Source organism: Vibrio glycogenivorans (assembly GCF_051660965.1).
In the GTDB taxonomy this organism is placed as follows: Bacteria; Pseudomonadota; Gammaproteobacteria; order Enterobacterales; family Vibrionaceae; genus Vibrio.
This window is the reverse complement of record NZ_JBPVIS010000008.1, coordinates 240,293-261,828: the sequence shown is the minus strand read 5'-3', so window position 1 is coordinate 261,828 and position 21,536 is coordinate 240,293. Positions and strand designations below refer to the sequence as shown.

Genomic DNA, 21,536 nt, shown 5'->3' with positions numbered 1-21,536 from the left:
GTGTAGGGCCAAAGTTGTAATGTCACTTTATAGCAAAGTTAAAATGTCTCTTTTTTAGGTTCTACAACTAGCCTCATTCTTGTGTAAACCTGTTTAAGGGATATTGGGATGTTGGTAACTATGAGTGACAAAGACCTTTCACGTTACAAAGTGATCAATGATGTTTGTGAACATCGTTTACGCCGTGCAGATGCGGCTGAGATCCTAAACCTGAGTGAGCGCCAAGTACAGCGTCTAATGAACCGCCTACGAGAATTCGGTGCGGCTAGTTTGGCACACGGTGCTCGCGGTAAACCAAGTAATAATCGTATCCCCGATGATTATCGTCACACTATCTTAGCCATTGTTCGAAAGCACTACGCAGACTTTGCTCCAACATTCGCTCAAGAAAAACTGCTAGAGATCCATAACTTGCCGGTTTCCAATGAGACCTTACGTCAATGGATGATTGCCGATGGCCTCTGGGTACCGCATTCTCAGCGGCAGCCTCGCGTTTATCAGCCTCGTTATCGTAGAGATTGTCTTGGCGAACTGGTTCAAATTGACGGCTCTCATCATGACTGGTTTGAAGGACGCAGCGACAAGTGCTGCTTACTGGTCTTCGTTGATGACGCCACGGGCCGCCTGATGAATCTGAGGTTCAGTGAGACCGAATCTGCGTTTGATTACATGGTCGTGACTCGAGAGTATGTGCGCGAGCACGGCAAGCCCGTGGCACTCTACAGTGATAAGCACTCGATATTTCGGGTCAATCAAGAGCAACGAAAACAAGTCGGACAAACGCAATATGGGCGTGTCTTACAGGAGTTGGGGATCGAACTGATTTGTGCGAACAGCTCGCAAGCCAAAGGCCGTGTTGAGCGAGCCAACTTAACGCTACAAGACCGCTTAGTCAAAGAGATGCGCTTGCAAGGGATCAGCACCATTGAAGAGGCCAATGCTTGGCTTCCCTACTTCATCGCTGACTTTAATCAACGCTTTGCCAAGCCGGCCAAATATCCGAAAGACATGCATCGAAACGTACGAGAAACGGAGCAAGAGTTGGACGATATCTTTAGCTGGCAAGAGATCCGCAAGCTCTCAAAATCATTGACATTTCAGTACGATAAAGTCATCTATATGATTGAAGATACGGAGGAAAATACCCGATTGATCCATGAAAATGTCAAGGTACTCGATTACCCCAATGGCGAGATTGCCATCCAATATGGGTATCGCAAACTCAACTTCAAAACGTTCGATAAGCTCAATAACGTCAACCAGGCTCAAGTGGTGGATAACAAGCGACTGGGCAATGTGTTGAAATTTGCCCAGCAAAAACAGGAAGAATTTGAGCAACAGCAGAAACGCACCCGAAGCAAAAAGGCCCCAAAACGCAAAGCCCAGCATCGCGCCCTGCAAGAGCAACTCCGAGCAATCAATCCTGTCCTTACAGACCCAGAATCATTTCAGTCATCCAACTCGAAGACCTAACTCTCCTACTCTGTTAAGACACCCTCAAAGGGACATTTCTACTTTGCTGAAGACAGGACATTTTTAACTGGGATTGACAGGTTGCGCGCTTCACAAACCGTGTTTATTGATGATATGCCGCATAATGTCGCTGGGGCTCAGAGTCTGGGAATTAAAGCGATCCAGTTTCTAGACGCACTTCAGTGTGAGCGAGAGTTGAATAAGCTTGGGGTTCATTTTTAGGGGCGGGTAGCGAGTATCACTTTGTTCCGGGGAACGAGTAGTTATTGAGTGTGTTGAGTTCGCCGTGCCAGATGTGTGTTTTGGGCAGTTTAATTTTGTTGATATTTCTCTTAGTATTGCGACCGTCTCATATTTAAGACAGTGTGACCTAGATCTAACTCGTAGAATCGAGTTAGCGGGTGTGTTCCGAGGTGGTTGTTTAAGTGTTCTCCCCGCTGAAAACAGTGAAAGGGAGATAGAACAATGAACAAACTAACAGTGATTGTGGCGGCGAGCACCGTGCTAGTTATGGGTTACGCGCAAGCCGGTTATAATGCCCATCCAAACCAAACCACTCAGGCGAGCAGTGTTTGTACTACAGATAGTGGCAAGCTCGGCAAGGTAGTTGACGCCAAACAGTATGGCCATCTGTGTGTGCCATTTACTGTGCATAACAGCTATGCGCAATGTGAGACAGCAAGTGGTGAACCAGGTCGATTCATCGATGCGAAAGAGTACGGCCAAGTTTGTTCGTCTTTTGCGCTGCAGACTGTTAAGGCAACTTATCAGTGCACTACGCCTGAGGGCAAGCCAGGTCATTATGTTGATGCCAAGGAGTATGGCATTATCTGTCGTAGTTAAGTAGAACGACTAGCCATAATAAACCGCGCCGAAATTCGGCGCGGGATAACGTCTTCCCCTTATTCAATTACTTGGTCCCACCTAGATAATTTGGTTCTTGATAGTCATCTTTTGACGATCTTCTTTTTGATGTTGCACTGTATTGACCAAGGTTAAGTTGCGTTATTAGTGTTAGTTTTTAACTAACACCGAATTATCATCTGTTAAATATTCGACTGATTCTCGAGCTGGTAGCCTGATGGTAATCAAAAAGAGGTTACTATGAAAAAGAACATACTAGCATTGGCTATCTCTGCACTTTCTTTTGGCGTTAGCGCCGGCGTTGACTACACCCACTATAATGGCAGTCCTACCCCAGCAGGCTCGCCCGTGACTTTGCCTAATGGCATCGTTGCCAATATTGAGGATGTAACTGGATTCTTTGAGATTGGTAAAGTCTCTGAACAGTTGCGTCACGAAGAGGTGATCCCTGGCGTTTACCAGATGTTTGGACCGTTCTACGCCCCAGTGGTGATGGAGCTTGAAGAGGGATTGATCGTTTGGAATACCGGTGAGTCTGCGGCGGACGGTACAGCATTCCGTGACTATATCCGTGAGCATATCTCGACCAAACCAGTGATTGCGGTAACCTATGACCACTCGCACTACCAATATGGCACCAGAACCCTACTCGATGGCGATGAAGCGATCATCATTGGTCATGAGATTGCCAACGAACTTGAGGCAACTAAGGGCGAGGGAGCGATTGCCGCGACCCCAATCCCAGAGCTTTTGAACACGCTTAATGCTCGTGCGAAGAACCAATTTGGTATCAATATCTCAGCAGAACATAACCCTGCCGATATGTCGCCAACGGGTATGGAGCATGTGATCAAAGAATCTGCCTTTATGGAGGTCACGCACCCACTTGGTCATGGGGACTCTATCACCGTTGGCGGGCTGGAGATTATTGGTTACCATGCGATCACTGATGCAGTGGATACGGTAACTTATTACATCCCAGAGTACGACATGGTCATCGACAATGTGGTGATGGCATCGCAAAACTCTTACACGCTGCGTGGTGACCAATATCGCTCGCCGACACAGTGGATCGGTGATTTGAAGCTCATCCGTGATCTTGAGCCTGAGATCCTAATGACCTCAGGTGCAGGCTCAAAGCCAATGCATGGTAAAGAGCAGATTCGCACCACGATTGAAGCGGTTATGGACTCGATGCAGTTCACCTATGACCAAGCTATTCGCCATACCAATAACGGTGTTCGCCCTGATCAGCTTAAGCATGTCATCAAGGCACCTCAGTCACTTAAAGAGCACCCATACGTAAACAATATGTATGGCCAGCGAGAGCATTTCTATGAAGCGACACCGGCAATTAATGCTGGTTGGTTCTCTGGCTATGCCGAGGATATGCACAACCTACCAAACAATGTTCTTGCCGCAAACATGATTAGTCTTATCGGCGAGGATGGGCTCAAAGAGGAATACAAACGTGCCTATGCAGCAGGTGAATTTCTTTGGGCTAAAGAGCTAGCGGTACTGATGTATCACAATGACCCAGCTGATGAGGTGGCACGTCAGAACCTGGCGAGCACGTTCCGTGAGCTTGGTCGACTGTCACCGGGTATTATCGCTCGTAATATGTACATGTCGGCGGCGCAGTCGCTGGAGGGCAACCAAGCCGTGACCATGACTGAGGTACAATCTGCTGAGTGGGCAAGCAACGATGTTGCGACTGCAGTTGATTATATGCGCGTGCGTATCGTGCCGGAAAAAGCATCGGGTGTGTCGGGCTTCTTTGTACTTGATATCGACGGCGAGCAATATGGTTACGATATTCGTAACGGCGTAGCAGAGTATGTGCCAGATGTGGCTTCAAACTACCGCCCAGCCAACGAGACGCTTAAGCTGACCTCAGCGCAGTTTGGCCAGTACTACGCTGGTGAGCTTAAAGCAAGCGAGATCGCGGCAGACGATTCAATGCTGCATCTGTTTGAAGAGTTCGCAGTGCGTCCAATGTACTAATCTGTTTTTGTAAATAGAGACTTTGCCCACGTGATTGCCGTGGGCTTTTTTATTTCCTGGGGGAAAAAGGCGGGAGGCGAGATCGCGTTGCTTCGAGAGGCTAGGGGGACTGCTTGGACAGCTTACCGCTTTCTCTTCGATCAGACTCGCTTTGAAGTACTGCAGATTATGGTTTAAAAGATCGGACAAACAGAGACTGTTTCTGATTTTACTGTGTTAAGTTCTAATTACGATAGTAAGGAGCTTGGTTAGTGTCAGAAAAACAAAAGAGGATCGACCTCAATCTACTCACGGCGTTTGTCACGACTTATGAGGAGAAGAAGCTGCGTCAGGCAGCGAAGAAGTTACACATTACGGCGCCATCTTTGAGTGTGAAAATATCCAAGCTTAACGACTACTTTGGTGAGACGCTGTTTGTTAAATCGCCGAGTGGGTTCTTGCCTACTCCATTTGCCGACTCGTTGTATGAGAGGGTGAATGGACTACTTTCCTCACTGGAGAGTGAGGTGCAGCAGGCAGGGGCTTTTGACCCGTCTGAGCTTGATGAAACAATTAAGATCTCAATTGGCCGACATCAGATCCCCTGGCTCACGCCCAGATTATATCGAGCAGTAAAACGGGTAGCGCCAAAGGCGAGGTTGATTGTTAACCCCTATATAAGTGAACACCTCAGTGATCTCCTGTGCTCAGACACAGAGATGGTCATTGAGTTAGACCGACCCTCACAAAAAATTGTCTCTAGCACCGAAGTGGGTACCCACGAGACCTGGTTTGCGGTACGCAAGGATCACCCACTTGAGGGGACAGTCACGTTAAAAGAGCTGTTGAAGTACGAATTTGCACTGGTGCATGACTCCGCCTTACCGATTGGGGTAACCCAAGCACTACTGAAAAAACTAGCCAGCATGGAGATGGATTACACCATTGGGATCAGCTCCCCCTCATTTGAGGCGATTGTGGATATACTCATCCACTCGGATGCGGTCAGTCCGATGTATAAAAACTCCGTGCTGCAACATAGTGATAAGCTAAAGGTTATTCAGGTGACTGAGCATGACTTTAGGTTGGAGCATCCAATCTATGCTTATGTACACAAAAAGAATCGCTACAGTAAAAAGCATCAATGGCTGATTGATGTAGTCAGGAAAGCTTTGGTTACAGGTGAGAGTTAGGGCAAATAGGTAGTGATTTAGGCTTGGTAATCGATTACCAAGCCTGATGTTGCAGTGGTTGGTATTTACTATGGTTGCTGCTTGGTTGGTGCCAAAGCAATCTCTCGAATACACACGTTCTGAGGTTGGTTGTAAGCAAACTCCACCGCACGAGCGACATCATCGGCAGCCAATACCCCGCCCATTTCATTCTTCCAAGTGTCGTAGCCGTCTTTGATCTCTTGTGAAGACGTATGCGACAACAGTTCGGTTTCAACCGCACCCGGGGCGATAGTGGTGACTCGGACATTCGCTGCGGCAACTTCTTCACGCACATTCTCTGAGATAGCATGGACAGCGAACTTAGTGCCACAGTAAGCGGCGTGATTAGGGAAGGTCTTTTTACCCGCAATCGAGCTGATATTGATGATCGTGCCGCGATTGTGCTCGATCATTGGTGAAAGTACTGCCTGCATCCCGTTTAGTAAACCCAATACATTGACATCAAACATGCGTCGCCACTCAGCTGCATCTTGGGTATCGATTTGACCTAATAGCATGGCACCAGCGTTGTTGACCAGACCATCAACTGGACCATATTGTTGTTCGGCTTTGGCGATCGCCGCATCAAATGATGCCTTATCAGTGACGTCGACTTGCGCGCACAGAGTGTTGGGCAAGTTCAATGCCTGTAAGCGCTCAATACGTCGCGCTAATAGTAGGAGAGGGTGGCCAGCGTCACTCAAGCGACGAGCTATCACCTCACCAATACCAGAACTTGCGCCAGTGATTACAATCAGTTTTTTCATTTTCTCTCTCCTATGTGAGTGTCTTATCACGCCGTTTACGTCGACGAGATAAAGCATAGTCGAGAGGGCTTTGTTGATATATATCACTTTAAGTGAAACACTGTTGTTGTGGTGCAACAATAATCGAAGGAAGTGGGCGATGATCGAATCAGTTAACTTGGCGGATGTGCGCGCCTTGGTGCTGGTGGTTCAGCAGGGTAATTTCACCAAGGCTGCAGAAGCACTTGGGGTTTCTCGCTCACATGTTTCACGTCAGATCAGTAGTCTGGAAGCAAAGCTCGGGGTGACGCTAGTGATCCGTACCACTCGAACTTTACGTTTGACCGATGCGGGTAGCACGCTCTACAAACAGTGTGCGGCGGCCTTGGGTGACATCGACAATGCACTGCTTAACACCATCGATGAGATAAACTCGATCAAGGGTGAGCTCAGGGTCAACTGCGTGGGTGGTTACCTCGGTGAGGAGCTGATCGCGGATATTGCCAATGATTATCTGAGTCAGTACCCCGAGGTGAGTCTTAAGTTGGACTTTAGCAGCCACCGAGTCGATTTGATCGATGATGACTTTGATGTGGCGTTTCGTATGGGTAAGCTCGATGACTCGGGATTTGTCGCACGTAAGCTAGCCGATATCAATATCGTCACCTTGGCGAGCAGAGACTATCTCGCTCGAAAGGGGCGACCACAGCACCCGCGTGAATTGAACGACCATCAGTGCATAACTGGGTCAGTGACGCGATGGCGCTTTTTGCATAATGATGGGCAGCAGACCTACGAGCTTAATGTCAGCGGGCCGCTTGCATGTAAAAATGGCCGTGTCTTGGTCAAGGCCGCGACAGCGGGACAAGGCATTATCCGCGTACCTGAGGTTTACTGCCGTGAGGAGTTAAAACAAGGGCTTTTGGTTGAGGTGTTTGAGGACTGGAAGATTCCCAGCGTTGACTTCTCGATGCTTTATCATCGAGACAGGTTTCAGCCCAAGCGTATTCGGGCTTTTATTGAGCATGTGACAGTGAGTTTTGCACGGCGTCGAGCGGTGCGCTTTATTAGCAGCTAGGCAACTTTAATCGCTCAGCTGCTAACTCACCGAGATCAAAGGCGGTCGGCCAACGCTTTGACTGTCGCTTGTATCCCAAGGTGGGCATCGAGCACACACTGGGCCGTCATATAGGCAGGTGTAGTAATCAATCGATTGGCTTGGTCAACCACACAATCCTCGGTTGGACAGTCGATATGAGTGTGTCCTTTGGACTGCATCAGTGCTGCGATGTCTTTGTCTTTGCCAAGTGTCAGGGTTACGCCGGAAAGTACATTGGCCAGTAGTACTGGGGTAATGCACAAGCCAACAATAAACTTATTGTCTTGGTGAAAACGCTCAATCAGCCCTTTCACTGACGGCAACACCTCGTATTCGCCCTCGGTAAACGCAAAGTTGGACAGGTTTTTCGCCGCACCAAAACCGCCAACAAACAGCAAGGCATCGAAGTCATCGGGGTTCAACTCATCCAAGTCTTGGGTAGTGGAGCGAGTAATCCGGTTGGCTTCAACCAACACATTACGCTGCTCTTCAACCACCTCGCCTGAGTAGTGGTTAACGCAGTGTGCCTGGGCGATATTCGGCGCAAAGGTTTCGTAACTGAGTTGATGTTGCTCGAGTGCTAAGAAGGTCAGCACCGCTTCATTAAGTTCGGTTCCATCGAAAACACCAGAGCCCGAGAGTACAACGGCAATTTTTTTCATCGAGTTGTTCCTTTTTTGAGCAATTCTGAGGCCATATTGCCACAGCTTGTTTGCCCTTGCAGCAGGTGGGTTACGTTGAGATAGCAATTTTGTGTGCAAGCACTAAAATAGCCGAAAACAGTCAACCTGAGATCCCTATGCTAGATTACACCTACGATTCGCTAAACCAGGCAAATAAAGATGAATTGACCGAGCTTGCCCTGCGACTTATTCACCGCTTGGTACCGGAAGAGTCGGTTAGCGAGCTGTTTACCTTTGAGAGTGAAGAGACTGAATCAGAGGAGCGCCTGCAAGAAGCACAGTTTGATGCCATGCTGCGCCTGAGTGCGATTGCGCTTGCAGAATTGCCTGCGTTGTTTGCCGAGTCGGAGAACGCTACGCAAAATATCCAGCGTATGCAGCGTCTATTGCTGTGGCATTTCTATGCGGTCTCTTTTCAGCTAGAGCGCGCGATTTCGCTTGAGGTGCATTGTAACCATGTTGAGGTTGTGCTCAAGCAAGCGCCAAGTAATGTGATTGAGTGGGTCGCAACCCTTACAGATTTACTTCGTCAATACGCAGAGATTGGCGCTAAGTAAATGTCATGTCGGCTTGATTGCCAAAACGAGCACCTTAGGGTGCTTTTTTTCTATTTGGAGAAGACAGTAGCCACATCACTATCCGCTATGATCAAATGATCCTTGCCAAGCTCACAGCGTAACCCTAGCTAAAACCTATTAAGGAGCAAACTATGGCGACTCTGACCGTTTTCTACGATGCGACTTGCCCGCTATGCGTCAAAGAGATGAAAGCCCTGAGCAAGCACGATGAGCTCGAGCGCATTAAAACCGTCGATATATTTAGCCCAGATATCAAGCACTACCCACAGATTGACCCACAGCGTGCCAGCGATATTTTGCACGCTATCGATGAGCAAGGTAAGTTGCTGCTTGGACTTGACGCGGCGCATCGGGCTTGGCAATTGGTTGGTCGAGGCTGGCTGTATGCCCCGCTGCGCTGGTGGGGCATAAAACCCGTGGCAGACTGGCTCTATCTGCGCTTTGCTCGTCATCGCTACCTTATCTCAAGGCTGTTAACGGGCCAATCTCGCTGCAACTGTAAGTAACGCCTTGTTAAGCGCTGTGTTCGCCCCTGTGCGTAAAGCCTTTGATAGCCGCTAGTTCCAGTTAAAAACCTTTACTTCGTTGTGCTCACTTGGGTGACGAGGGATGTTAAGCGACAGCACCAAGGATACTGCGGCCATTGCCGCGCCAGCATAAAACACTAGTGCGGGAGAGGTAAGCCAGACAATACCAAAAGCGACAGGGATAGCCACCGCAGCGATATGGTTGATAGTAAAGCTTACTCCGGCCGTCGAGGCCATATCGGCAGGGTCGGCAATTTTCTGGAAATAGGTCTTTATTGCCAGCGCTAAGGCGAAGAACAAGTGGTCAATGATATACAGCGCTGCCGCCCATTCAGCTGTTTCAACTACCGCGTAGCCGACAAACACACCAATCAGACCCACATACTCAAAGATCAGCGCCTTGCGCTCACCAACTCGGCCGATAAAACGGCCAATCTTTTTGGCAAACAGAAAGTTAAACAGATAATTGAGCAGAAACAGCAAGGTAATGTCGGCGGCAGAGTAGCCAAACTTTTCGACCAAAAGAAAACCGGCAAATACAGTGAAGATCTGCCGACGGGCACCACTCATAAAGGTCAATGCGTAGTAGAGCCAGTAGCGTTTACGCAGTACCAACTTAGTGGTTTGCTGGGTCTGTGTTTCAAAGTTAGGGAACGCAAACGCGATCCACACCAAGAGGACAAACCCGGCGCCACCGAATAGCAGATATACCCATTGGTAATCTAACTGAAATTGTTCTAAACATAGCCACAGGGCAGCGTATGTAATTAAAGACGCAAGCGCACCAACAGAAATCAATTTGCCCAACATCTCTGGCGCTTCGTCTTTGCTCAACCATTGGAGCGAGAGGGATTGCTTTAAGGTCTCGAAGTAATGAAAGCCAGTCGACATCAACAGTGTGGTGAGCATTAGCCCCCACATACTCGGGAAAAAGCCGGTTGCTACTACACCTAGAGTGAGCATCGCCAGTGAAATGATCATAAAGCGCTGCTCTTTGATAAACCCAATCACAAAGATGGCGGTAAAGGCGAGAAACCCCGGGATCTCACGTACGCTCTGCAGCAAACCTATGTCTGCTCCGTCAAAATTGGCTCTCTCGATAACAAAGTTATTCAGCAGTGCCATCCAACTTGAGAAGGCTATCGGCACGATGATCGAGACGATGATCAGAAAATTGTGCGGGGTTTTCCACGTTTTACTACTGGACATGACTGGATTCCGGAACGACGATAGAGCAACACTTTAGCGCAAAATGCAACAAATACACAACAATAATGCGTGATTAAAGCGAGGCAAATGAGACAGGTACAACCAGGGTATTGTAACGGCACCTTAATCTTACCTCAGCTTATAAACCATTACGCTCTCCAGTGACTTACAGGTTGATATATAGCCTCAACATATCGAAGTGGCGAATCCCATTTTCCCAAATAGGCTCTGGGTAGTTGTTAACGAAGTGATCCTTTTCTATGCGGTCAACACGAAAGCCCAATCGCTGATAATAAGTCAGTTGATAGCCAAAGGTGCCTGTGCCGAGTTCAACCCGCTTGATCCCCTGCATAGTCAGTTGCTCAAGCGTATATTGCAGTAACTGCGTGCCTACGCCTTTGGCTTGGTAATCTGGATTGACGGCAACGTTGAGAATTTCACAGACATTTGTGCCGCTGCGATTGAGTACCACAACGCCGATGATGTCATCATCTAACGCAGCGCAGTAGCACTGTGAGCTGTCGAGGTATTGATCGATCGATTGCTCATCAGGATCCGCCTCGAGCAACAAAGGCAAAGGAATGGACTGAGGTGCCGCTTGACGATAGTGCACTCTGTCGAGGTTAAAGCGTGGGGTACTGGTCATGGTGTGTGATGGAATACTCAAGTTTAACGGATGTGGCATTGATAACTTGCACCTATTTTAGCGACCGATTGGAGCAGTTGCCAGATACCGATCTAAACAGGCTTACAACTTCAGTATAAGTACGTTACTTGAAACCACTACCAATCACTTGCGAACAAAAGTAATGTGACCGTGTCACGTTAAGGAGGGGAGGGTATGGTGAGTAAATAGACAAAAACTGAGAAATATTTTTATCTATTATTCCAGTTTAATGTCGGATATGGCCTACCACCTTACCCTGAAATTATTGAGATTACTTTCACAGATCTTCACCTTAGTGCCTTTCGCTTGTGTGAGAAGTTGGTATTCTTGTGCCGCAGTATAAACGTTTCGATTGTTGTTTCTTGTAATGGCTTTCTTGACGTATTCATAGATTTAACACAAGGGTTTTGCATGTCTGATCAGTCGCTCACCGGAAAATTTCAAGCGCTTAATCTCTATCTTCAATCTCAGGTGATTGGTCAGCCGGATTTAATTCGGCAGTTGCTGATCGCTTTGCTTGCGGATGGACACATACTGGTTGAGGGGCCTCCCGGTTTGGCGAAAACCCGCGCGGTTAAGGTGCTGTCGGATTGTATCGAGGGTAGCTTTCAACGCCTACAGTTTACGCCCGATCTGCTGCCTGCCGACTTAACCGGCACCGATATCTATCGAGCAGAAACGGGAAAGTTCGATTTTCAGGCTGGGCCTATTTTTCATTCCCTCATCCTAGCTGATGAGATCAACCGAGCCCCAGCGAAGGTCCAATCGGCCATGCTTGAGGCAATGGCAGAAAAGCAGATCACCGTGGGTAAGCAGACCTACTCGCTGCCGGATCTATTTTTGGTTATGGCGACCCAAAACCCGATAGAGCAAGAGGGCACATATCCGCTGCCCGAGGCGCAGCTTGACCGCTTCTTGATTCAACTGCAGGTTAGCTACCCAGACTTAGACAGTGAGCGCGCCATCTTGCGCCTTAACCGCGGCGAAGCCTTAGGCGTGAGCGCGAGCGAGGCGGTGGAGTTAAGCCAAAACGAGATCTTTACTGCGCGCGAACAGGCGCTGAGCTTGTATATGGCAGAAGAAGTGGAGGAGTACATCCTGCGTTTGGTCCTCGCAACGCGCGATCCACAGCAATACGATGACCAATTAGCTAGCTGGCTGCAAATGGGCGTCAGCCCAAGGGCGACATTGGCACTCGATCGTTGCGCCAGAGCCCATGCTTGGCTTGCTGGGAGAGATTATGTCACCCCAGAAGATGTGATCAGTATGGCTTATCCCGTGCTCCGACATCGATTGCTGCGCAGCTATGAGGCGCAGGCAGAGGGCATATCTGCAGAGCAAATTATTGACCGCTTGTTAGCCTTGGTGACAAGCGCATGATCTTACCCCGTCACAGTGATGGCCAAGCTTTAAGTCTGGCGGAGCTTTTGTATTACCAGCGCCACTCGCAGCGTTGGTTGCCCCCCTCTCGCAGTATTTGGTCTTATCTGAGTGGTCAAAACGACAGCGTGACCAAAGGGCGTGGAATGGACTTTTCTGAGGTGCGCCCATATCAAAATGGCGATGACGTGCGCTCGATAGACTGGCGTATCACGGCGCGTGTTGGCAAGCCACACACCAAGCTCTATGTCGAAGAGCGCGAGTGTCCAGTCATGTTGGCGGTCGATCTGACCTCGAGCATGCAGTGGGGAACGAAACTGCTGTTTAAGTCGGTGCAAGCCGGTCATCTTGCCAGCTTGGTGGCGTGGCTTGCTGTGGCGCAGAAGGACAGGGTTGGCGCGGTTGTGATTGGCGATCAGCGTGTTGAAGACTGTATGCCGACCGCGCGTCAACAGGGGCCGTTACAGGTGATCAATGCCTTACGTCATACTCAGCTCGATGCTCAAAGCCAAGCGCAGCAGGTATCACCGCAAAGCGGACAAAGACGCTTTCGCCAAGCGATGAAGCAGCTACATCGGCTTTGCCCTAAAGGGAGCGATGTGGTGATCATCAGTGACTTCAACAATTTAGACGCTGATGCAGAGCGGAGCCTTGAGCAGTTAGCCCAGCATAATCGCCTGCGACTGGTGCATATATACGACCCGCTTGAGTTGGGTCAAACCCAATTTCGTGGTAATGCTTGGTTAGGTGACCGATTACGCGCCCTGCAACTGAACTTTTCATCCAAGCATACCAGAGCGCACCTGTCTGATGACTTTGCTCAGCATCGCGCAAGGCTCAAGCGCTTATCTAATCGCTGGCAAGCCCCTATCTATGAAGTGACTGCCGCGCAGCCTTTGCTTAGCCAATTGGGAGGGTAACGTGAACAGTGAGTTGAACCTTGCTCCGCTTGAGATCCCACTTGAGCCCAGTTGGTGGCCGCTACCAACAATCTTTTGGTTGCTAATAATGGGTATCAGCCTTGCCGGTGTGACCTGCTTTGCCATCTGGCATGCAAAGAGTAAAACCAAGCGCTTTGCGCTGAGACAGCTTATTGCCATCGAGCACAGTGCCAACCTGCCAGCGCTAGATCGCCTATTAAGGCAAGTGGCGTTGACCCATTTTACTCGTGAAGAGGTGGCAGGGCTCAGTGGAAAAGCCTGGCTTGAGTGGCTTGATAGGGACTTAGCCGAGCCTAAGTTCCAGCGGCTTGAGCCAAGCTGGCACACAGGTCTGTATCAACAAATCTCACCGACACAGCGGGATTGGCAAGACTGTATTGAGGCAAGCCGCGAGTGGATCAAACAGCTTCGAATGGGGGCAAGATGTTAGTTTTTGAGTTTGCCTGGTTGCTACTTTTGTTGCCGCTGCCTTGGTTAGTACGGCATGTCTTGCCCATGGCTGAACCTGAGCAGATTTTGCAAATCGGTCGCTTGCCCAGTGAAATGAAAAGCGGCAAACGCCAAGATAAGCGCTCTATGTTGCTGCTTTTCGCTGCATGGTTTTTCCTTGTGATTGCGCTTGCTAAACCAGTCTGGCTAGGGGAGTCGATACCGACGCCGATGGAGCACCGCGATGTGATGCTGGTGGTCGACTTATCGGGCTCGATGGACATTGAAGATATGAATGCGCTCGATGGGGCACCAATCAGTCGCATGACAGCAATGAAAGCGGTATTAAGCGACTTTGTTCGCCATCGTCAGGGGGACCGCCTTGGGCTGGTGCTGTTTGCCGATCATGGTTATTTGCATACACCATTGACGCTTGATTTACATAGTTTAGAGCAGCAGATCGCGGACCTAAGCCTCGGTTTGGTGGGCTATATGACAGCGATCGGTGAAGGGGTGGCAATTGCGACCAAGACCTTTATCGATAGTGATGCCTCGCAGCGTGTGATGGTCTTGCTCAGTGATGGCAGTAACACCATTGGTGCGGTTGAGCCGATGGCGGCAGCGGAGCTGGCCAAAGAGAGTGGGGTGACCATCTACAGCGTCGGTCTCGGCGCTGAGTCGATGTTGGTTGAGAACGTGTTTGGTGAGCTGTATGAAACCAACCCTGCCTGGGATTTGGATGAAGAACTATTGACCGATATGGCAGAGCTGACCGGAGGTGAATACTTCCGCGCCCGCAATCAGGATGAACTGGCAAAGGTGTACTCAATGATAGATGGACTGGAGCCAATATCCGATGCTGAGCAAACCTGGCAGCCACGCTATGACCTATTTATGGACCCTCTGCTGGTTAGTTTGTTGTTTTTAATAACTTTAGTGGTCATTCGGAGGTCGCATGATTAATTTTTTTGCCCCTTGGTGGCTATTGGTTTTGTTGATTATTCCGGCACTGTGGTGGAAGCAGCAGCGGGCTAAGCGTGTCCCGTTGGTGGCTGAGCATTTACAACACAAGCCACAAAAGCACACTAATTTGTTCGAGTGGTGTATAGCACTTATTGTGGCGTTAAGCGCCGTTGCGATGGCTGGGCCACACTGGCGAGAGAGCGATCTGCCGCAGTCGCAATTGCAAAGGGCGCGGGTGATTGTGATGGATATGTCGCAATCGATGTACAGTCAAGATATCGCACCGAGCCGATTTCAGCAGGCGTTCTATAAGGTTACGGATCTGGTCAAGCAGCTTGATGAGGGTTATACCGGCTTGGTGGCCTACACCGATGTTGGTTATGTCATCAGCCCACTGACGCACGACAATAACGCTGTACTGACACACATCGAGCATCTTAGCCCGGCCATCATGCCAACGACAGGCAAGAATGCGGCGCAAGGTGTGCACGAAGCATTGACTCTGTTAACCCAAGCTGGTTTTGAGCAGGGGGATATAGTGCTGGTCACCACAGGCATCAGCAAGGCTGAGAAGCAAGCGCTGACCCGGGTACTCAATAACGCAGCATTTACCTTATCCACTTATGCCGTCAGCACGGTTGAAGGTGCCCCGTTGCTCGATCTGGATGGCGTTACTGTACTCGATGAGCAAGCCAACGAGATTGTGTCTAAATTGGTCCCTGAGCGTTTAATGCGTTTGGTCAGTGAGCATGATGGGGTGGCGGTCACTTATGAGCCGTCGCACAGAGATATTCACGCGCTGCATGATCACCTGGTTCAACTGCGCTATCGACAAGAGATGGATGAGCAAAGAGAGCGTTGGTCTCTGCAATACATTAATGATGGCTACTGGCTGCTGTGGCCAATAGCAGGTCTACTTGTGGTGTTATTTCGACGCGGCGTGGTGTGGTCAATCGTGCTGATGGTGAGCATTAATCCTGAGATGGCTCAAGCACAAAGCTGGCTGCAGTGGCTTGCCAATGATGATCGTCAAGGATACGCCCACTTCCAAAAACAACACTATCACCAAGCGGCGGATGCGTTTACTGATCCGACGTGGCAGGGAGTCGCCCTTTATCAAGCTGGCGATTATGCGGGTGCAGTGGAGGTTTTCCTGACGATTGAGGATGAGAGCAACGCTTATAATCTCGCCAACGCGCTCGCGATGGCGGGTCAACTAGAGCTCGCGCTAGAGCACTATGATCAGGTCCTTGCGCTTGACCCCGATCATCTCAGTGCCAAGGTCAATCGTCACAGGGTTCAAGAGGCATTGCAATTGCAAAAAGAAGTGGTGGATAGTGATAACCCTTCTGCATCCGGTGACTCAGACCAGCAAGAGAGTGGTGAGGCAGAAGGTGAAGAAGAGCGTGAAGAGCACAGCGATGAGCAAAATAGTGGGGCGCAAGACAATATGGAAGCCGACACGGACAATGAAAACGTCCCAGAGCAGGGAGGAGACGAACAAGGCGGCGCAGCACAAGGGAGCGAGCAGTCAGATGATGAGACTCAGCAACAAACACAAGGTGAGTCATCGGCTGGTGCCAGTGAGCACCAAAGACAGGAGACGGGTGAATACGACGCCGATAAGTTTTCAGAGGGGTACGGTGATATAGACTTTGGCACGCCTTCGGAAGAGGAGTTGGAGGCGATCATGCAGCAGCTCAGTGAACTCGGTGAGGTGAACCCGGTGCTTAACCGCCTGAATAAAATCCAAGATGATCGCTCATTGCTGCTGCGCAATTTATTGCTAAGGCAGGCCGAGCGCAAGCAATCACAGCAAAAAACACAACCACTAGACATTGAATGGTGATTAACAATGCGTAAATTCCTTCGCGTGCACTTGGCACGATTTGCTCTAATACCCAGTATTGTAATTGGTATTATGGCGCCTTGGTGCCAAGCACTGGCGTCAAGTCAGCCAAGTAACGAACTGGACGGCCTGATTAACTTGAGCGGTGAGCTATACAACGAGACCATCTATCCGCAAACGGAGGTGGAGTATGTGCTGACGGTTGAATCGCGTGCCGATGTCCATTTTAACCGGGTTAACCCACCCAAAGCGCAGGGCATTGAGGTGAGAAGGGCAGGTCAGGATCATCAGCACTATTTTGTTGGCAACGATGAGTTTCGCGTCTCGACCTACCGGTTTTTGCTATCAGCAACCGAAGTTGGAACGCTCACTATCGAAGGTGCGTCATTGACCCATGTGGAAAGTGACGAGCAGGGACAACGTCGCCGGGTCAGAAATCATGCGCCGAGCGTGACACTGAACAGTTTATCGATACCTGATGGCTATCAGGGATTGTGGTTGCCAACATCGAATTTAACCCTCGACCAGCATTGGTCTTTAGAGGCATCGTTGCTGCCTATTGGCGAGTCAATCACGCGCACGATAAGGTTATTCATTGCTGAGCGGGATATCGACTCATTCCCTAAGCTGACAGTCGATTACCCAGACAGTGTCAGTGTCTATAAACAGCAGCCGGACTTTAAGCCCAAAGATGGCGGTATGGTCATGACGCTGACCCACGTGATTGTGCCGCGTGAGGAGGGCGTCCTTGTTTTAGATGGCATCACCATCCCTTGGTTTGATACCGGTGATTACCAAACCAAATTGAATTCGGTAGAGCCACTTGAGCTGCGCGCAACCGCGGGCAGTAAGGTCGCGGATGTGACTGAACAGGCGCTCCCATTTGCCCGTTCTGCTCTAGTATGGCAAGCTATTTCAGGCGTTTTGTTGTTTGCCTGGCTGCTGACGTATAAAAGGCTGATCGCAATCAGAAAAAATCTTACTGTAACGGCTACTGACCCTCAAGCGCCATCACCGATTGAAGGCCTGCAATTAGCGCTTGCAAGTAACCAACCCCATGCGGTGATGATGGCATGGCAAAAACTTCCATGTTGGGCAAAGCGGGCGTGTCAGGCTGAGTTTGATGAATATACCGCCGCGCGTTACCGCTATGAGGGACAAGGCGGCGATGTGCAGAGACAAGCCTTGGCTCAAAAGCTCAAAGGTATAAAAGCACCCGAGGCCTCAAGGGAAGTATTGGCGCCCCTAGCACCTTGACAAGTTCAAAGTCATCAATCTTTCAAGTATTTGTACTGATATTTACATGTGATTTACATTTGTGAGACAGTTCTAAGTAAAGTTAATTTAAAACATCTATTATTTATTCAAGCAAAACAGATTATTTTTGTTCTTGTTCCTGCCTTAAAATATAGAAATAAGCCAATTATTTCGGCTTATTTCTATAAGTTGAACTTTACTTTGTCAAAATTTAGTGAAACAAAATTATTTAACTTATTGTTTTTGTAGTGTATTTTATTTTCAGCATTGAATCCAGCTACGCAGTTTCGACTATTCTAAGTTGTAAGCTACATTAAATTAACTAAAAGCCAACCGTATTTTATCCAAAAATCACTTTATCGATTCACATCTCAGCAATAATTAAATTCCAAGTTGCACTAGTAAAAATAGGTTATATTGATTATGTAAACACAAGTCATCATCAATAACTTGATTTTCACTTATTGTAGGATTTTCGGTTTGACTTGATTTCTAGCAATGAGTGAGAGGGTCAGTGCAACGGAGGAGTAAGCTATGAATCAAAAAATGAAGCTAGTGTTGGCGAGTATAGGCTTGGCATTGGTGGGTTGCTCATCATCCGTGGCACTGAATTACGGCCAGACATGGGAGCAGTTTGGCTATCAAGAGGCTATGCACGGCGAGTTATTGCTTGAACAGGCGCGGTTTGAGGGCAATACCTATGGTGAGTATCGTAAGGGCTACGCCGCCGGTCTAAAAGAGCTTTGCAGCCAAGATGGTTATGAATTTGGCTTGAGCGGCTTTTACTACCAGGGAAGCTGTGATGCGATCAATCCAGAATTTGCCGTACAGCACAACAAGGGTTGGGTCGATGCCGAAATCGATCAGATGAACTATGACAATGAGCGCGATACATACCTAGACCGAGAGAGTGATTTCTACTCATATTAGCCACTGTGTTATACAACAAGTTTTTTGGCATGGAGAAAAAATCATGCCTTCTTTTCCACTATTGAGAAAAAGTGAGAGTCGTACGCGATTGGGCTCTCACTTTTTTTATTCCTCGATTGTCGAAATGATTCGACTGAATTAGTATCCATTCTATGGGTGCTTGCCTACCTTTGTCTATATATAAAATATATATCCATCAAAGTGCATTAATAAGGTTAAAGTGCGTATTTACCAGTGCTTTTTAGATGATTATGTCGAAACGTTACTCCTCTCTTCCCCCATCTTTGGGTGTAGATGATGCAGTAGTGGTCGATACAGATAGTGATGGAACGGTTATGAAAAAAGTGTTTAAGCCGACTTTACTCACATTGAGTTTGATTATGGGTGGTTATGCGATGGCAGACACAACAATGTTTAGTGATGTAATCAATGTCGAGCGAGTCCCTTCGGTTTCAGAGAGTCATTGGCGAGATGATAAGGCGCAAATGGATGCGTTTATCGATAACCTTATTGAGCAGATGACGCTCAAAGAGAAGGTAGGGCAACTGGACTTGCAAAGTGGCTTTCGCAATGTAACCGGTCCATTTATTAACGAGGCTTATGAGCAGCAGATCCGTGATGGGCAGGTTGGCGCAATCTTTAACGCCTACGGCGCTGAATTTGGTCGTGACCTGCAGCGCATTGCGGTTGAAGACACTCGCCTTGGTATCCCTTTGATTGTCGGTCACGACATTATCCATGGTCATAAGACAATTTTCCCTCAATCAATTGGTGAGGCCGCAACTTGGGACCTTGATGCGGTGAAGCTGAGTTCCCAGGTTGCCGCAAAAGAAGCCGCAGCGGATGGGATCATGTGGACGTTTGCCCCGATGGCAGACCTGGTTCGTGACCCTCGCTGGGGACGTGTTTCGGAGGCTGCTGGTGAGGACGTGTTCTTGTCGACGGCCATGGCCGTGGCGCGAGTTGAGGGTTTTCAGGGCGAGGATCTGAGTCAGCCTGATACCGTGATGGCAACGGCAAAGCACTTTGTCGGCTATGGTCTGTCTCAAGCGGGCCGCGACTACCATACCACCGATGTGTCTGAGCATGAGCTGTGGACCACTCAGATGCCTCCATTTAAGGCTATGGTCGATGCGGGCGTGGCGACCTTTATGACTGCGTTCAATGACCTTAATGGTATCCCAGCGACGGGCAGCCAGCGCCTGTTGACAGATATCTTGCGCGACCAATGGGGCTTTGAGGGTTTCGTTGTTACCGATTACACCGCGATCAACGAACTGGTTCCACATGGTTATGCGCGTGATGACAAGCATGCAGCAGAGATCGCTTTCAATGCCGGCGCCGATATGGACATGGTCGGACAACTGTATATCAACTACCTCGAAGAGTTGGTGGAAGAGGGTAAGGTTGATGTGGCAAAAATTGACCAATCCGTACGCACCATTCTTGAGATGAAATGGCGTCTTGGCTTGTTCGAAGACCCGTATCGCTACAATGATGAGGCGCGTGCTGAGCGTGAGATCCTAAATCGTGCCAACCTATCGGCCGCGCGCGATGTTGCACGTAAATCCATGGTATTGCTGAAAAATGATCAGCAAACTTTGCCGCTGAATGCAGACAAGATCAACTCAATTGCCTTGATTGGCCCACTGGCCGATAGCAAGTTCGATATGATTGGTAACTGGGCGGCGGCCGGCGATCGTAAGACTCACCCAGTGACGGTGCGTGAAGGTTTGGCACATCGCTTTGGTGACAAGGTCACGATCAACTACGCGAAAGGCGCAAGCTACGCGTATATCAACGATGATCAAACTATCAAAGCTCTTGAAGGGATCGGCGTTCCTCGCATTACCGAAGACGATAAGTCGCTACAAGTTGAGCTAGAGCAAGCAATTGTCGCAGCGAAAAAATCAGACGTTATTGTGATGGTCATGGGTGAGGAGCAGCGTCAGTCTGGCGAGGCGTCAAGCCGTGTTGAGCTGACATTACCAGGTAACCAACAGCAGGTAATGGAAGAGCTGAAGAAACTTGGTAAGCCGATGGTGCTGATTGTAATGAGTGGCCGACCGAATGATCTGCGTTGGGCGGATGAGAATGTTGACGCCATCTTGCACGCTTGGTATCCAGGTACCATGGGTGGACAGGCGGTTGCGGACGTGATTTCAGGTGATTACGCACCATCTGGTAAGCTGCCGATGACCTTCCCGCGCTCGGTTGGACAGATCCCTATCTACTACAACGAGAAAAACACTGGACGTCCTTATTTTGCTGATAACCCGAACCAGCGCCAAGAGCACTACAAGTCACGCTACGACGACTCGCCAAACACGCCGCTATATGCGTTTGGTCATGGCCTCAGTTACACCCAGTTTGACTACGGTGATATTGAGTTGAGTAGCGATAAACTGACGCTGAACGGTGAGCTTGAGGTATCGGTTAAGGTGACCAACAGCGGTGATTTTGCCGGTGAGGAAGTTATCCAGCTTTACACTCGCCAACATGTTGGCTCGATTACTCGCCCAGTAAAAGAGCTTAAAGGTTTCAACAAAGTTCATTTCGAGGTAGGGGAGAGCAAGACCATCAACTTTACCCTCAAACCTGCGGATTTAGCCTTCTATCGCGCCGATATGAGCTGGGGTGTTGAGCCAGGTCAGTTCGATGTGTTTGTCGGCACGGCCTCAGATCAAGTCAAGCAAGCCAGCTTTGAGTTAGTTGAAAAATAAATTGTCATTAGCCCGTCCATG

At 49.1% G+C, this 21,536-nt stretch carries 19 protein-coding genes and 1 pseudogene; 16 read left to right on the top strand and 4 right to left on the bottom strand.

Features of this window, described 5'->3' with window-relative positions:
• The first annotated feature begins 120 nt into the window (after nt 1–120).
• The 5 genes and pseudogenes from ACSTTG_RS16930 (at nt 121) to ACSTTG_RS16910 (ending at nt 5,513) form a co-directional block, all read left to right on the top strand.
• A complete protein-coding gene (locus tag ACSTTG_RS16930; protein ID WP_438475524.1) occupies nt 121–1,473 on the top strand; it encodes an ISNCY family transposase in 1,353 nt (450 codons plus the stop codon).
• 81 nt (nt 1,474–1,554) lie between these two features.
• A pseudogene (locus ACSTTG_RS16925) lies at nt 1,555–1,695 on the top strand (HAD family hydrolase); the annotation flags it as partial.
• 243 nt (nt 1,696–1,938) lie between these two features.
• Complete coding sequence (locus ACSTTG_RS16920; RefSeq protein WP_438475655.1) at nt 1,939–2,316, top strand: hypothetical protein; 378 nt, start codon at nt 1,939–1,941, stop codon at nt 2,314–2,316.
• Between the two features lie 261 nt (nt 2,317–2,577).
• Entirely contained in the window at nt 2,578–4,341 is a 1,764-nt protein-coding gene (locus tag ACSTTG_RS16915) for an alkyl sulfatase dimerization domain-containing protein (RefSeq protein WP_438457305.1), read from the top strand.
• A gap of 251 nt (nt 4,342–4,592) precedes the next feature.
• Nucleotides 4,593–5,513 carry a LysR family transcriptional regulator gene (locus tag ACSTTG_RS16910; RefSeq protein ID WP_438475654.1) on the top strand — a complete coding sequence of 307 codons (921 nt, stop codon included), beginning with the start codon at nt 4,593–4,595 and terminating at the stop codon, nt 5,511–5,513.
• Nucleotides 5,514–5,581: 68 nt separating this feature from the next.
• Here ACSTTG_RS16910 and ACSTTG_RS16905 read toward each other — a convergent pair whose 3' ends face one another.
• On the bottom strand, nt 5,582–6,301 hold the full coding sequence (locus tag ACSTTG_RS16905; RefSeq protein WP_438475653.1) for an SDR family oxidoreductase: 720 nt from the start codon (nt 6,299–6,301) through the stop codon (nt 5,582–5,584).
• A 139-nt stretch (nt 6,302–6,440) separates the two neighbouring features.
• Between ACSTTG_RS16905 and ACSTTG_RS16900 the strand changes: the two genes are divergently transcribed.
• Complete coding sequence (locus ACSTTG_RS16900) at nt 6,441–7,358, top strand: LysR family transcriptional regulator (RefSeq protein WP_438475652.1); 918 nt, start codon at nt 6,441–6,443, stop codon at nt 7,356–7,358.
• Between the two features lie 35 nt (nt 7,359–7,393).
• Here ACSTTG_RS16900 and elbB read toward each other — a convergent pair whose 3' ends face one another.
• Nucleotides 7,394–8,041: an isoprenoid biosynthesis glyoxalase ElbB gene (gene elbB, locus ACSTTG_RS16895; protein WP_438475651.1), complete on the bottom strand. Its 648-nt coding sequence runs from the start codon at nt 8,039–8,041 to the stop codon at nt 7,394–7,396.
• A 137-nt stretch (nt 8,042–8,178) separates the two neighbouring features.
• Between elbB and ACSTTG_RS16890 the strand changes: the two genes are divergently transcribed.
• Both ACSTTG_RS16890 and ACSTTG_RS16885 read left to right on the top strand, forming a co-directional pair.
• Entirely contained in the window at nt 8,179–8,619 is a 441-nt protein-coding gene (locus tag ACSTTG_RS16890) for an exoribonuclease R (protein WP_438457315.1), read from the top strand.
• Between the two features lie 152 nt (nt 8,620–8,771).
• Nucleotides 8,772–9,146 (top strand): thiol-disulfide oxidoreductase DCC family protein, encoded by a 375-nt coding sequence (locus ACSTTG_RS16885; RefSeq protein ID WP_438475650.1) that lies wholly within the window; start codon nt 8,772–8,774, stop codon nt 9,144–9,146.
• Between the two features lie 51 nt (nt 9,147–9,197).
• On the opposite strand, the gene ACSTTG_RS16880 is transcribed toward ACSTTG_RS16885, so the two are convergent.
• Nucleotides 9,198–10,376: an MFS transporter gene (locus ACSTTG_RS16880; protein WP_438457317.1), complete on the bottom strand. Its 1,179-nt coding sequence runs from the start codon at nt 10,374–10,376 to the stop codon at nt 9,198–9,200.
• A 166-nt stretch (nt 10,377–10,542) separates the two neighbouring features.
• Nucleotides 10,543–10,989 (bottom strand): GNAT family N-acetyltransferase, encoded by a 447-nt coding sequence (locus ACSTTG_RS16875; RefSeq protein WP_438475660.1) that lies wholly within the window; start codon nt 10,987–10,989, stop codon nt 10,543–10,545.
• A 465-nt stretch (nt 10,990–11,454) separates the two neighbouring features.
• Here ACSTTG_RS16875 and ACSTTG_RS16870 point away from each other — a divergent pair, with 465 nt between their 5' ends.
• The 8 genes from ACSTTG_RS16870 to bglX all read left to right on the top strand — a co-directional run bounded on the left by ACSTTG_RS16870 (nt 11,455) and on the right by bglX (nt 21,515).
• Complete coding sequence (locus tag ACSTTG_RS16870) at nt 11,455–12,423, top strand: AAA family ATPase (protein WP_438475649.1); 969 nt, start codon at nt 11,455–11,457, stop codon at nt 12,421–12,423.
• On the top strand, nt 12,420–13,343 hold the full coding sequence (locus ACSTTG_RS16865) for a DUF58 domain-containing protein (RefSeq protein WP_438475648.1): 924 nt from the start codon (nt 12,420–12,422) through the stop codon (nt 13,341–13,343). The genes ACSTTG_RS16870 and ACSTTG_RS16865 overlap by 4 nt, the downstream gene beginning before the upstream one ends.
• A gap of 1 nt (nt 13,344) precedes the next feature.
• Nucleotides 13,345–13,794, top strand: coding sequence for a DUF4381 domain-containing protein (locus ACSTTG_RS16860; RefSeq protein ID WP_438457321.1), 450 nt, complete (start codon nt 13,345–13,347; stop codon nt 13,792–13,794).
• Entirely contained in the window at nt 13,788–14,756 is a 969-nt protein-coding gene (locus ACSTTG_RS16855) for a VWA domain-containing protein (RefSeq protein WP_438475647.1), read from the top strand. Before ACSTTG_RS16860 ends, ACSTTG_RS16855 begins: the two co-directional genes overlap by 7 nt.
• The gene (locus ACSTTG_RS16850) at nt 14,749–16,605 is read left to right on the top strand and encodes a VWA domain-containing protein (RefSeq protein ID WP_438475646.1); all 1,857 of its coding nucleotides are present in this window, start codon (nt 14,749–14,751) and stop codon (nt 16,603–16,605) included. Before ACSTTG_RS16855 ends, ACSTTG_RS16850 begins: the two co-directional genes overlap by 8 nt.
• Before the next feature lie 6 nt (nt 16,606–16,611).
• Nucleotides 16,612–17,862, top strand: coding sequence for a hypothetical protein (locus tag ACSTTG_RS16845; protein WP_438475645.1), 1,251 nt, complete (start codon nt 16,612–16,614; stop codon nt 17,860–17,862).
• Nucleotides 17,863–18,396: 534 nt separating this feature from the next.
• Nucleotides 18,397–18,792: a DUF2799 domain-containing protein gene (locus tag ACSTTG_RS16840; protein WP_438475644.1), complete on the top strand. Its 396-nt coding sequence runs from the start codon at nt 18,397–18,399 to the stop codon at nt 18,790–18,792.
• 335 nt (nt 18,793–19,127) lie between these two features.
• Entirely contained in the window at nt 19,128–21,515 is a 2,388-nt protein-coding gene (gene bglX / locus ACSTTG_RS16835; RefSeq protein ID WP_438475643.1) for a beta-glucosidase BglX, read from the top strand.
• The last annotated feature ends 21 nt before the right edge of the window (nt 21,516–21,536 follow it).